The organism is Streptomyces sp. OZ13, assembly GCF_052068155.1.
Classification (GTDB): Bacteria; Actinomycetota; Actinomycetes; order Streptomycetales; family Streptomycetaceae; genus Streptomyces.
Genome location: NZ_JBQHCZ010000001.1, coordinates 637,243 through 650,435, shown reverse-complemented (window position 1 = coordinate 650,435; position 13,193 = coordinate 637,243). Strand labels below are relative to the sequence as shown.

10 protein-coding genes are annotated in these 13,193 nt (G+C 71.4%); 6 read left to right on the top strand and 4 right to left on the bottom strand.

Annotated features, from left to right (window positions below):
- Nucleotides 1-13 precede the first annotated feature (13 nt).
- Complete coding sequence (locus tag ACTMTU_RS02890) at nt 14-1,369, bottom strand: cytochrome P450 (RefSeq protein WP_441261804.1); 1,356 nt, start codon at nt 1,367-1,369, stop codon at nt 14-16.
- 359 nt (nt 1,370-1,728) lie between these two features.
- Here ACTMTU_RS02890 and ACTMTU_RS02885 point away from each other — a divergent pair, with 359 nt between their 5' ends.
- The 5 genes from ACTMTU_RS02885 (at nt 1,729) to ACTMTU_RS02865 (ending at nt 8,464) form a co-directional block, all read left to right on the top strand.
- A complete protein-coding gene (locus tag ACTMTU_RS02885) occupies nt 1,729-3,144 on the top strand; it encodes a cytochrome P450 (protein ID WP_441261803.1) in 1,416 nt (471 codons plus the stop codon).
- Between the two features lie 117 nt (nt 3,145-3,261).
- Nucleotides 3,262-4,494 (top strand): GDSL-type esterase/lipase family protein, encoded by a 1,233-nt coding sequence (locus ACTMTU_RS02880; protein WP_441261802.1) that lies wholly within the window; start codon nt 3,262-3,264, stop codon nt 4,492-4,494.
- A 276-nt stretch (nt 4,495-4,770) separates the two neighbouring features.
- Nucleotides 4,771-6,045 carry a hypothetical protein gene (locus ACTMTU_RS02875; protein ID WP_441261801.1) on the top strand — a complete coding sequence of 425 codons (1,275 nt, stop codon included), beginning with the start codon at nt 4,771-4,773 and terminating at the stop codon, nt 6,043-6,045.
- A 249-nt stretch (nt 6,046-6,294) separates the two neighbouring features.
- A complete protein-coding gene (locus tag ACTMTU_RS02870) occupies nt 6,295-7,497 on the top strand; it encodes an NAD(P)/FAD-dependent oxidoreductase (protein ID WP_441261800.1) in 1,203 nt (400 codons plus the stop codon).
- A gap of 10 nt (nt 7,498-7,507) precedes the next feature.
- Nucleotides 7,508-8,464 (top strand): sigma-70 family RNA polymerase sigma factor, encoded by a 957-nt coding sequence (locus ACTMTU_RS02865; protein WP_441261799.1) that lies wholly within the window; start codon nt 7,508-7,510, stop codon nt 8,462-8,464.
- A gap of 82 nt (nt 8,465-8,546) precedes the next feature.
- On the opposite strand, the gene ACTMTU_RS02860 is transcribed toward ACTMTU_RS02865, so the two are convergent.
- On the bottom strand, nt 8,547-9,200 hold the full coding sequence (locus ACTMTU_RS02860; protein ID WP_441261798.1) for a hypothetical protein: 654 nt from the start codon (nt 9,198-9,200) through the stop codon (nt 8,547-8,549).
- 139 nt (nt 9,201-9,339) lie between these two features.
- Entirely contained in the window at nt 9,340-9,927 is a 588-nt protein-coding gene (locus ACTMTU_RS02855) for an isochorismatase family protein (protein ID WP_441261797.1), read from the bottom strand.
- Between the two features lie 242 nt (nt 9,928-10,169).
- Between ACTMTU_RS02855 and ACTMTU_RS02850 the strand changes: the two genes are divergently transcribed.
- Nucleotides 10,170-10,979 (top strand): N-formylglutamate amidohydrolase, encoded by an 810-nt coding sequence (locus ACTMTU_RS02850; protein WP_441261796.1) that lies wholly within the window; start codon nt 10,170-10,172, stop codon nt 10,977-10,979.
- Between the two features lie 43 nt (nt 10,980-11,022).
- Here the strand turns inward: ACTMTU_RS02850 and ACTMTU_RS02845 are convergent, their stop codons facing one another.
- A complete protein-coding gene (locus tag ACTMTU_RS02845) occupies nt 11,023-12,900 on the bottom strand; it encodes a rhamnogalacturonan lyase (RefSeq protein WP_441261795.1) in 1,878 nt (625 codons plus the stop codon).
- Between the last annotated feature and the right edge of the window lie 293 nt (nt 12,901-13,193).

The following is a 13,193-nucleotide window of genomic DNA, read 5'->3' as shown; positions in this document are numbered from 1 at the left end:
CCGGCCCACCCGGTCAGTCGCGGGGACTCACGGTCATGGGGATGCGGTCCGCGTGCACGACGGCGGAGGCGACCTCCTTGGGCGTGTGTCCTGGAGCGGGGCTCAGCTTCCATCGCTGCAGGACGGTCGCGATGGCGATCGTCGCCTCGGTCCAGACGAACTGGTCCCCGATGCACTTGCGGTTGCCTGCGCCGAACGGGACGTAGGCGTGACGGGGGACGGCCGCTCGCCGCTCAGGAAGCCACCGGTCGGGGTCGAACGACGCGGCGTCGTCGTAGACGGCGGGGTCCCGGTGCAGGGCGTAGAGGCTGAACGCGACCTCGGTCCCGGCGGGGAGCCGGTGCCGGCCGAGCTGCACCGGCACGGTGGTCCGGCGCATCAGCAGGGTGACCCCGTGCAGCCGCAGCACCTCGTCGAGGACCCGGCGGATGCTCGTCAGCCGCGGGACGTCGGCGATCGTGACCGGCCCCTCCCCCACGACGGACCGGATCTCGGCGACGATCTGCTCCTCGATGTCGGGGCGGGCGACGAGCTCGTGGAACGCCCAGGCCAGAGCTGACGCGGTCGTCTCCGCACCCGCGAACATCACGGTGCTCAGCTCGTCCCTGACCTCCGTGTCGGTCAGCCCCTGCCCGCTGTCCTCGTCCTGGGCGGCAAGCAGCAGGGTGAGGAGGTCGGACCGGTCGGTCTGTCCGTCGCGGCGTGCCTGGGCCACCACCTCGTCGATCACGGAGCGCAGTTGGGCGGCGGCCCTGTCGAAGTCCCGGTTCGCCCGGATCGGAAGCCGGTCGAGGAACTTGGGCGAGGCCGCCCGTATGAGGAGATTCTTCAAAAGTACGGGGAGGTTCTTGCGCACGGCTTCGACGGCCGGCATGCCCATCTCGGTCGAGAACATCGTGTCGGCGAGCGTCTCGATGGCGTACTCGGCCATCGCCTGCTGGATGTCGACCACACTGCCGGGCGCCCACGAGTCGGCCATCGCCTCCGCGTTGCGGCGCATGGTGTGGGAGTAGCCGTGTATACGCTCCTTCGAGAACATCGGCTGGACCATCCGCCTGTGCCGGCGGTGCAGTTCGCCGTCGGCGTTCGCCAGGCCGTTGCCCGCCAGGGGGCGCAGCCGGTCGAAGAACCTTCCCTTCTCGAAGCTGCGGGCCTGGGCCACGGTGATCTCGTGCACGAGTTCGGGTGTGGTGGCCACATACACCGGCAGGCGCCCCAGGTCGACGCGGACCACATCGCCGTGACCGCGGAGCGACTGCACGAACTTGAGCGGGTCGCGCCACAACGTGAGCGCATGCCCCAGAAGAGGTACTGCGCCAGGGGCGCGGGTGACGACCGATTCGGCTCTGCCCAGCTCTTCAACTGACATAAGGGGGTCCTCTCTTGCTCTCTGCGGTCGGCCGTCCTGGGGATGACCTGGCCTGATCACACCATCCGCAGCGGTTCCGCGCGAGGGCGCACAGGGAGGGCAACACCCCCATGCGGCACCTGTGGTGTTATGTGATGTTGTGCTGACAGGGGGTCAAGAAGCGTATGCTGCGGACGCTTCCCGCTTCTCGATCCTCCGAAGAGGACGCCTCACGCGGAGGCAGCGCACCGCCTCGGTGCCCCAGCGACGCGCGTACCGAGAGGCCGCCGCTCGCCAGGACGCGGAGGGGTGCCACTCACGGGTTGAAAGGGCGGCTGGGGCATCACGTTGACCGCAAGCAGTCGCCCTCGGAGGGCCTCGTGACCATCCCGTATGCAGACGGCACCGGAACGCCTGCCGCCGTCCCGCCACCTCAGTGTCCCGCGCACGCCCACGGCCTGGACGGACGGCAGCGCCTGTACGGGCCCGAGGCGGACGCACCGTACGCCCTCTACGAGAGAATGCGCCGCGAGCACGGCCAAGTGGCGCCGGTGCTGCTCCCCGGTGACGTACCCGCGTGGTTCGTCCTCGGGCACAGGGAGAACCTCGACGTCATGCGCAGCCCGTCGCTGTGGTCGTGCGACTCCCGTATCTGGAACGTGAAGTTGGCGGCCGATTCGCCGCTCCTGCCGATCACGGCCTGGCAGCCGCTGCTCGTCTTCGCGGACGACCCGGAACACGCGCGGCTGCGGGCGGCGGTGACGGAGAGTCTGGGCAAGTTCAACCGCCACGGCATTCGCCGCTACGTGGTCCGGCACACCCAGCAGTTGGTCGACTCGTTCTCCCGCACCGGCCGGGCGGACCTCGTCACCGATTTCGCGGAGAAGCTGTCGGTCCTGGTCCTCGCGCGCCAGATGGGCGTGCGCGACGAGGACGCGCTCCCCCTCGGTACGGCCGTGCGCAACATGGTCAAGGGCACAGAGACGGCGCTGCAGAGCAACGAGTACGTCGTCTCCCTCATGTCCGACCTGGTGGAGCGGAAGAAGGCCGCCCCCGGTGACGACCTCGCGAGCTGGCTCCTGGCCCATGAGTCGGAGCTCAGCGACCAGGAGGTGATGGAGCACCTGCGCCACGCCATCGTGGCCGCACACGAGAACACGACCAACCTGATGGCGAACACGCTGCGGACGGTCATGACCGACCGGCGCTTCCGCGCGAGCCTCTCCGGTGGGTCCCTGACCCTGCCCGACGCCCTGGACCAGGTCATGTGGGACGCCCCGCCCATGTCGGTCGGCGCGTTCCGGTGGGCGCGACGGGACACCAAGCTGGGTGATCAGGTCATCCGGGCGGGCGACATGGTGATGCTCGGCCTGGCGGCAGGCAACGTCGATCCGGAGATCCGGCCCGACCTGAATGCGCCCGTGCACGGCAACCGTTCGCATCTGGCGTTCAGCGCCGGTCCGCACGAGTGCCCCGGCCAGGACATCGGCCGCGCCATCGCCGACACCGGCATCGACACACTGCTGGCACGGCTCCCCGACATCGAACTCGCCGTGTCGGAGGCTGAGCTGGACTTCACCTCCTCGCTCGTCTCCACCCGGCTCAACAGCCTGCCCGCACGCTTCACCCCGCGTCGCGGTGGAGTCGCGGAGGCACCGGAACCGAGCGCTCCGGCCAAGGCGCAGCCGCTGCCGACGGCCGTCGCGCCGGCCCGGCCGCCGATGCCGGTGGCGGCCGATGTCGCGCCGCCGCGGGCCGCCTGGTGGCAGCGCTTCCTCGGGATCCGCACGCGGTGACGCCCTCGGGCCCGAACCTGAGGTTCGGGCCCGCCACGGGCCGGGGCGGGGGCCGCCGAGCCGGGCGACACGGCAAAAGAATGTGCGTATCCGGATTCCGGTTGACACGCTGAGGTCATGAACCACCGGCCAGACCCCCGCCCCGCCGTCCCCGCCGCCCCCTCCGCGTCCCGTCCGAGGGAGTGGGTCACCACGCCCCTCACCGCGGACCTCGTGCGCGGTGCGCTCGATCTGGAGCGCACCGAGCAGGGCCTGCTGCCGCACCGGCTGCCCGCCCGGGCCCGGGCGCAGTTCCCCGACGGGCAGGTGGCCATGGCGGAGTCCCAGCCTTCCGGCGTACGGGTGGTGTTCCGTACCCGGGCCACCGCCGTCGAACTGGACGCCCTGCGCACCAAGGTGGCCTACGAGGGCGCTCCGCCCCGCCCCGACGGCGTGTACGACCTGCTCGTCGACGGCCGGCCGGCCGGGCGCGCCAGTGTCACCGGCGGCAACGTCCTCATGACGGACATGGCCACCGGGTCGGTGGAGAGCCGGCCCGGCCCGGTCGGCACCGTCCGCTTCACCGGACTGCCGGACCGGGAGAAGGACGTCGAGATCTGGCTGCCGTACAACGAGATCACCCTGCTGGTGGCCCTGCGCGCCGACGCCCCTGTCGAGCCCGTTCCCGACCGGGGCCGCAGGGTGTGGGTGCACCACGGCAGTTCGATCAGCCACGGCTCGGACGCCGAGAGCCCGACGACGACCTGGCCGGCGCTGGCCGCACTGCGCGCCGGTGTGGAGCTGACCAACCTCGGTCTGGGCGGCAGCGCCCTGCTCGACCCGTTCACCGCCCGCGCCATGCGGGACACCCCGGCCGACCTGCTCAGCGTCAAGATCGGCATCAACCTGGTCAACACCGACCTGATGCGTCTGCGGGCCTTCACCCCCGCGGTGCACGGCTTCCTCGACACGCTCCGCGAGGGGCATCCCACCACGCCGCTGCTGGTCGTCTCGCCCCTGTACTGCCCCATCCACGAGGACACCCCGGGCCCCAGCCTCCCCGATTTCAGCGAACTCGGCGCCGGGAAGCTGCGGTTGCTGGCGGCGGGCGACCCGGCGGAGCGCGCCGCGGGAAAGCTGACGCTCAACGTCATCCGGGCGGAACTGGCCCGCATCGTGCGAGAGCGGGCGGCCGACGACCCGCACCTGCACCACCTCGACGGCCGCGAGCTCTACGGCGAGGCGGACTTCGACGACCTGCCACTGCCCGACCAGCTCCATCCGGACGCCGCGACACACCGCCGCATGGGCGAACGCTTCGCCGAGCTGGCCTTCCGCGACGGAGGGCCGTTCGCGGTAAGCGCCGCATGACCGCCGCCGAGGGGTACTGAACGCCGGCGGAGAGTACCGGTCGCGGGGGTGGGGGCGGCGGGAGGTGGATCCGCGGGTGCTCGTCGCGGAGCCGAAGGGACGGGCCGCCGAGCGGAACGGACAGTTGATCGTCGTGCGGTCAACTGCCGTGCCGGTGCCATGGGGTTGGGCCCGTTGAGTCGCTCGCCCGACCGGGCCACGCCCACCCCGCGCGACCCGTATCCTGAGCCCCGCCCGCAATGATCATCGGTTTCCCGTATCGGAGGCGTCCCCGCGTTGGCCACGGATCTCAGTTCCGTCATCGGCGTCCGCCAGACCCTCGTCGTCATCGTGCCGGTACGGCTCACCGCCCGCCCCCTGTGGCAGGTCGGGCCCATACCCTTCGACCTGGGCAGCCGCCGCACCGACGCCGCGACCCGGGAGACGTACTTCACGCCGGCCGCCGCGCGTGCCCTGTACGGGACCCCGGAACGGCCCTGCCGCTGGCACCGGTTCATGGACGTACGGCACGAGGCGCTGCATCTGAAGGGCGTCGAGCTGCTGCGTACCGCCACCGCCCGGCATCAGGACCACGCGCTCGCCGTCCTCCACTTCGACGTCGAGGGCCCCGCACTGCTGGAGACGCTGCGCGCGATCGGCCGGCGCGACACCGCCGTACCGGATCCCCTCGACGGTCCCCTGTCCCCCGCCGCCCTGCTCCACGGCATCGCGACGCCGCGCGGCGTTTCCGCGCCCTTCGCGATCGCCCGCCCGTACACGGTCGCGTTCCTGACGCCCGACGTTCACCACACGCCCGCGCTGCGGGACGACGAGGGCCGGCTGCCGGAGAGCGCCGACCGGTGGCTGTGGTCCCTCGCCTCACGGTCGACGGCAGCCGACTTCCCCACGCCGCTCGAGGAGTGGCCCCGGCGGACCGAGCACGCACTGCGGATATCCGCCGACTGGAGCGCCCTCGTACTGCGACACGGCGCCGCGTTCCTCGGCCACCGGGCCGACCCGGGCGGCAGCGACTTCTACGCCTTCGCCGAGTTGCACTCCCGCACCGTCTACCTCGACGCCCTGCTCCTCGGCACCATCCAGCGCGACCACATCGACGAGCTCACCGACGGGCTGTCCGGCGTATTCGACGGGCCCAAGCTGGCCCGCCGGGTGTCCGCCCTGGAACGGCACATCGCCACCTTCCGCAGTACCTACTGGCGCCAGCACCTCACCGCCCACGGCCCGGCCAATGAACTGCTGCTGACGTTCCAGGTCCAGCACCGGCTGCCTGCCCGGTTCGACGAGATCCTTGCCGAGGCGGCCGACTATGCCCGGCTGGTCCAGACCCAGGAGAGCCAGCAGATCGCCGGCGCACTCGGCGTCCTGACGATCCTGGGTCTGCCCCTGGGCACGGCCCTGAGCATCCTCCAGGTCCTTGGCGCCAAGGGCCTCACCGCCCTCGCCGTCGCCCTGGTCGGAGCCCTGGCGGCGACAGCCCTGGTGCTCACCACCCGCTACGGACGCCTGGTCCTGTCCTCACTGCGGGGACGAAGCACGCGCGGCGACCGCTGACGGCCCAGCGCTGGCATGGCAGTCCCCCACAGACGTCGTTCCTCCTGACGCGTACGACGTCGATGTCGACGGTGACCGGTCGGATCACCTCGTTCAGCCCGGCCTTTGTCCGCGCCGCCTCGGCGTCGCGAGCATCGCCGGGCGGCACCCCTGCGGGCCTGTGACCCACGTCACAAGCGGTTCCTGTCAGGAATCAGGTCGCTGTTCCGCTCAACTCGCAAGGAGCAAGCGAACCGACAGGAGCGACACATGAAGCACCGCATCGTCGTCCTCGGCGCCGGCTATGCCGGGGCCTACGCGGCCGGGACCCTGGCCCGCCGACTGGCCCCGGCGGACACCGAGATCACCGTGGTCAACGCCGAGCCGGACTTCGTCCAGCGGCTGCGGCTGCACCAGCTCGCGGCCGGACAGGAGATCGAGGCTCCGAAGCTCGCCGACCTCTTCGCGGGCACGGGGATACGGCTGCGCCTGGCCCGTGTCACCGCCGTCGACCCCGAGCGCCAGGTCGTCTCCGTGGCCGACGCGGGCGGCGGCGGCGAGCTCGGCTACGACACACTTCTCTACGCGCTCGGCAGCCACGTCGCCGACCACGGCGTCCCCGGCGTGGCCGCGCACGCCTTCGACGTCGCCGGCCGACCCTCGGCGCTGCGCCTGCGCGAGCGCCTGGACAGCCTGGGCAGGCGGGGCGAAGGCGGGAGCGTGCTGGTCGTCGGCGACGGGCTGACCGGCATCGAGACGGCCACCGAGATCGCCGAGTCCCGGCCCGGCCTTTCGGTGACGCTGATCGCCCGCGGCGAGCTGGGCGCCCCACTCTCCCCGGGAGCCCGCAGCCACCTGCGCCGGGCCTGCGACCGGCTGGGCATCACCGTCCTGGAGCACACCGGCGTCGAAGCCGTCGAAGCGACGCGGGTGCTGTGCGCCGACGGCACCGTCCTGGCGTCCGACGCGACCGTGTGGACGGCCGGGTTCACGGTCCACCCCATCGCCGCCACCAGCGGGCTGGAGGTCACCGAGAACGGTCGGATCGTCGTCGACCGCACCATGCGGTCGGTCTCGCACCCGAACGTCTACTCCGCCGGTGACAGCGCCTACGCCGTCGGCGACAACGGCCGGCCGCTGCCGATGTCCTGTGCTTCGGCCGGCTCCACCGGCCAGCAGGCGACGGCGGCGATCGTGGGACGCCTGACCGGCCGCAAGGTCTCGAACGTCAAGCTGTTCTACCTGGGCAACCACATCAGCCTCGGCCGGCGGGACGGCATCCTGCAGACGGTCGACGACGAGGCGCGGGCGAAGCCGAAGTACGTGAGCGGCCGGAAGGCCGCGCGGATCAAGGCGGGCATCCTCAGGATGTCGCTGTGGGGCGTCGCGCACCCGACCTTCTATGTGCCCAGGCGCAAGAACCGCCTGGCCGCCGCACCGAATTCGACCATCGACCGGCGCGTGGCCGCCTAGGGTGGTCCGCGTGGACAGCACCGCCACTGATCGCTTCGACACCGGTCGGTTCGAGGCCAGCCGGAACCGGCTGGCCTCGCTGGCGTACCGTCTGCTCGGTTCCGCCACCGACGCCGAGGACGCCGTGCAGGACGCGTTCCTGCACTGGCAGGCCGCCGACCGGCGGCTGATCAAGGTGCCGGAAGCTTGGCTGACGAAGGTCGTCACCAACCTGTGCCTCGACCGGCTCCGCTCGGCACAGGCCCGCCGCGAACGCACCGTCGGCGCCTGGCTGCCCGAACCACTCCTCGACGGCGACCCCATGCTCGGCCCCGCCGACACTTTCGAGCAGCGTGAATCGGTCTCCCTGGCCGTGCTGACCCTCATGGAACGCCTGTCACCTCTCGAGCGGGCCGTCTACCTCCTGCGTGAAGCGTTCTCCCACAGTCACGCCGAGATCGCCGAGATCCTCGACATGACCGAGTCCGCAAGCCAGCAGCACCTCCACCGGGCCCGGCGCCGCATCACCGCGGCGCGCCGCCGCGGTGGCAGCGAAGTCGACGAGGCGTCAGCCCGCAGGATCGTCGAGGAGTTCCTCGCCGCGGCCTCCTCGGGCCGCACCGAACGGCTGGTGGCGCTGCTCACCGACGACGCGACGGCGATCTCCGACGGCGCCGGACTGGCCGAGAGGCTGCTGCGGTTCGACACTCCGCAGCGCGTCGCCGCCGTCGCACGGGCCGGCTTCAAACCCACCCCCGCCAAGCGGCGATTCGCCGGCGGCACGCCTGCCGTGCACTACGCGACCCTCAACGGCTCCCCGGGCGTCCTCTTCGTGGTCGGCGACCGAGTCATCGGCACCGTGACGTTCGACATCGCCGACGGCAGGATCGCAACCGTGCGCGGCATCGCCGCCCCCGCCCGCATCGCACGCGTCACCGAAGCCTGGCGGCAGCACGAACCGGACGCGCCGCTCATCACCCGATGGTGACCCGACGCCGACCCTGGCCGGGCACAGCACCGCGCTGCGGTGTACCCCTCGGCGTGGGCGACGCCCGAGCCGGTCCGGCCCGTCAGACCGGGTAGCCCATCTCCTTCGCCTCCTTCACGACCTGGGCGAAGGAAGCGGCCGGGTTCAGACGCTCCACCAGGTCCTGGGTCAACGGCCGCTGCTCATATATGCGGCGCACTGCGTCCAGGTCCACGGGTCGCTCGTAGTAGTCCTCGGCGAACGACTGGAACGCCTCCGGGCTCGGGTCGACGGGCAGGTCGAACATCCACCCGGAGCCGTCGGGGTCGTCACTGTCGTCGGGGAAGTCGATCCGGCCCGCGTGCCAGCGGTCGTCGCCCGTCCGGCGCCACAGGCAGAAGGTCACACTGGGCATGTCCTCGTCCATGAAGGCCGGCTCCTCGACGTATTCCCGGAACACGTCGGGCACGTCGTCAAGCACGCCCGGCCAGACCGTGTCGTCGGCGTACGGGCTCATCGGCGACTCGTGGTCGAAGCCGCGGACGTACACCCCCGCGGACGAGAACACGATGTCGAACTCGTCCCCGCTGCCGTTGCGCATGGCGAAGACCTCTTCCGTGTCCGACCATGCGGCGTCGAAGGTGTAGTACCGGTAGTCGCCCTGGTTCAGCACGGCTTCCGCCATGGCGATCGACCGGCACAACTTCAGCAGGTCGGGAATGGCGGGCAGCGCGGCGGCGACGTCATGAACAGTCATGCGCCCATACAAGCCCACCCCACTGACAACGCGGCGCCGACGGCGATCCTCACACCGCACGGGCGCGGCCGTCCGGGTCGTCCCGCCCGGTGAGGGGCGTGGGTCGCCCGGGTCGTCCTGGCCTCTGGGTCACCGGACGTCAGCGATGTCCTTGGGGAGGCCCGGCCGTGAAGTGCACGTCCGACGCGTGTGCCGTGATCTCGACGTCGTTCCCGAGGGCCCACTCGGCGACCCGCGAGACCGTCGCGGCGGGAATCGCGTCGCTGATGCCGGGCGCAGCCGGGATGTTCTGCGTCGCATGTGCGTCGTGCGGCAGGACGACCCGGTAGCCGAGCGCAAGGGCCGTGCGCGCCGTCGCCTGGACGCACATCTCCGACATCACACCGCAGACGGCGATCGACTTCACGCCCGAGTCGGTGAGCAGGCTCCCCAGCGACGTCCGTGCGAAGCCGTCGTCCTGCGGTTTGCGGATCACGACCTCTGTGGGGCCGTTCAGGACAGGGTGGTGGAGTTCCCAACCCGGGGTGTGTGGTTCGTCCTCCGACCCGGCGGGCCCGTCGTTCTGCAGGTGGACGACGAGCGCCCCGCTCTTCCGCGCCCGGGCTATCAGGTCGGTCGTCCGGTCCACCAGGCGCGCCGCGTCAGGGACGGCGCCGTCGCCGGTGACGAACGCCGACTGGACGTCGACCACGATCAAGGCCTCTACAGGAAGGGGGAGATGAGTCATGCGGCCCATCATGTCCGTCGCCGGCACGCACCTCCACCGGATTGCGGGCCGCCCACGCCGGCTCTCTCGCGGGCGGCCGCACCGCCCGGCACGGGGGCGCCGGGCGGGGGCCTGGGGTCGTTGTCGGACCCCGCCGTTAAAGTCGGTGGAGATCGTCCGCGCCGTCACGGCGACCGGGCGTCCCCATGGCGGAGAGGCGCGCTGCCTCCCCGAGTTCGAACCACCACAGCAAGGAACACCACGTGAACGACACCAGCACCCCGGCCTCCTACCAGCTCCTGCCCGGGGCGGCCGACTCCCCCGTGATCCTGCACGTCCCGCACTCCGCCCGGGCCGTGCCCGACGGTGTACGCGCCGGCATCGTGCTGGACGACGCGGCGCTCCAGACGGAGCTCGACCACATCACCGACTCCCACACCGCCGAGATCGCCGCGGGCGCCGCCGCGTCCGCGACCGTCACGCCCTGGCGATTCGTCAACGAGCTCTCGCGTCTCGTCGTCGACCCCGAGCGCTTCCCCGACGAACGGGAGGAGATGCTGGCCGTCGGCATGGGCGCCGTCTACACGCGTACCACGCACCGGGAACAGCTTCGCCCGTCCGGCTTCGACCCGGCGGCGCTGATCGCGGACTACTTCGTTCCGTACGCGCGGGCCGTGACCGACGCCGTGGACGCCCGCCTGGACGCCGTGGGGCGGGCGTTCGTGATCGACGTGCACTCGTACCCGACCGAGGCCCTCCCCTACGAGCTGCACGGCGACGGTCCCCGGCCCCCGATCTGCCTCGGCACGGACTCCTTCCACACGCCGCCGGAGCTGCTCGCCGCGGCGCGGAAGGCGTTCTCGGGCTTCGGCGGCACCGGCCTGGACAGCCCCTTCGCGGGTACGTACGTCCCGCTGAAGCACTACGGCCAGGACCGGCGGGTCGGCGCCCTGATGATCGAGATACGCCGCGACGTCTACATGTCGGAGTCCGGCGGCCCCGCCGGACCGGGCCTCGAGGCCCTGGCCGCGGCGCTCGCCGAACTGGTGGACGCGGTGGGGGCGTCGGCCTGAGCGGGCCCGTCCCGGGCCGTCGGCGCGGCCCGGGACCCCGTCGTCACCGCCCGAGGAAGTAACTCGGGTGCGGCGGCTGGTTGTACGCGGTGTTCTGCCAGGCCAGGCCGGTGCGGTACATGCGGTCCTGGAGCAGGGTGGTGAACCGCTTGTCCGTCTCGATGGGCGTGGAGTAGATCCGCAGTGCGGTGTCGCCGGTCGTCGGCCAGACGACTTCCTCGCGCCAGTCGCCGAGGATGTCGCCCGAGAGCGACGGAGTGGACTTCGTACCGTTGTTGGAGTGCACGCCGGAGGCGGTCAGCAGCCTCGTTTCGCCGCTCGTGCCGTACTTGTCGACGCGGGTGCCGTCCAGCAGCTCGCGCGTCGTGTCACCGTCCCACCAGGCGAGGAAGTTGACCGACGACGGCTCTCGGCCGCGGGTGCTGCCGGTCTTGTCGCGTATGGAGGAGTCGGCCGCCGACCACATCTCGGCGCCGGCGTTGCCCGCCCAGATGTCGCCGGCCACGCCGCGGCCGTTGTCGCTGCCCGATCCGGTCTTCCAGCGGACGCCGCCGTTCGCCGGGTCGATGTACAGCGAGGACGGCTGGCTGGTCGACTCGGAGACCTTGAAATACTCCAGGCCCGGGTCGTCCGGGTCCAGGTCCGCCAGATGCTGGGCGTCGCCGTGGCCGGTGCGGGTGGTCCACAGTCCACTGCCGTTGTCGTCGACGGCCATCGCACCGTAGACGATCTCGTCCCTGCCGTCGCCGTCCACGTCGCCGATGGACAGGCTGTGGCTGCCCTGTCCGTCGTAGCCCTTGCCCTGGTTGGTGGAGCTGTTGGTGTCGAAGGTCCAGCGGCGGGTGAGCCGACCGTCCCTGAAGTCCCATGCGGCGATGACGGAACGGGTGTAGTAGCCGCGGGCCATGATCAGGGAAGGAGTGCTGCCGTTCAGGTACGCCGTGCCGGCCAGGAAACGGTCGACGCGGTTTCCGTAGCAGTCGCCCCAGTTGCACACGGTGCCGCGCGCGGGCACGTAGTCCACGGTGGAGACCGCGGCTCCGTCCGAACCGCGGAACATCGTGAGGTACTCGGGGCCGGTCAGGATCCGGCCCTCGCTGTTGCGGTGGTCCGCACCGGAGTTGCCGATCACCGTGCCTGTGCCGTCGCGGGTTCCGTCGGCGGTCTTCATCGCCACCTCGGCCCTGCCGTCGCCGTCGTAGTCGAAGACCTGGAACTGCGTGTAGTGGGCGCCCGACCGGATGTTGCGGCCGAGGTCGATGCGCCACAGGCGGGTGCCCTCGAGGGTGTAGCCGTCGACGATCGTGTTGCCGGTGTAGCCGGCCTGGGAGTTGTCCTTGGAGTTGGTGGGGTCCCACTTGAGGACGATGTCCAGGTCTCCGTCGCCGTCGAGGTCGCCGACGGAGGCGTCGTTGGCCGCGTAGCCGAAGTCGGAGCCGCCGGCCGGTTTGGAGATGGGCACGTCGAGATACCCGGCGCGCAGTTGGACGGCGTGGGCGGAGAAGCCCTGCTCCTGGCCGTTGACGACGGCCTTCACCTGGTAGTCGGCGTGGGACGGCGCGTTCTTGTGCCGGAAGTTCGTCGAGCCGGTGATCGGCCGGTCGTTGACCTTCGTACCGGCACGGTAGACGTTGAACGCCACGTCGCCGGGGTCGCCCGCCAGCAGGCGCCAGCTGACGAGGTTGTCCGCCCCGTCGTGGACGCTGACCAGTCCGCGGTCCAGGTTCTCCGCCTGCACGGTGGCTGCGGCCGTGACCGGACCGCCGGCGCTCGCGGTCGAAGCCGGGGAGGGGGACGGGGCCGAGAGCGCGAGCGAGAGCGTTGCCGCCCCGCCGAGCACCAGGCCGCCGGCTAGGCCTGCTGCCCCGATCCTGCGCAGATGTCTCGGGCGCCTGTGGCGGCCGTCGAGTCCGATTCGCACGTGTCCTCCTGAAGTGGGGGATGGAAGTCCGGGCCGTTGCTGCACTGTTCGTCGCCGCCGTCCGTGGGAAAGTTGCCGCCTCCTCCGTGAAGAAGTCCCCGCGGTGCGTTCGGTGTGGGGGCGCACCGCCGATCCCTGACCCGACCGTGCGTCACGCACCCTGGGACACACGGCGGCACTGGGGCGGGGCCGGCCTGCCCGCCGCCGTGGTGGCCTTCCGGACATCGGCGCTCTGCGACAGACTTGGGCCCTGCGCAACGACAGGCGCCGCCGCCCGGCGGGTGACCAGGCGC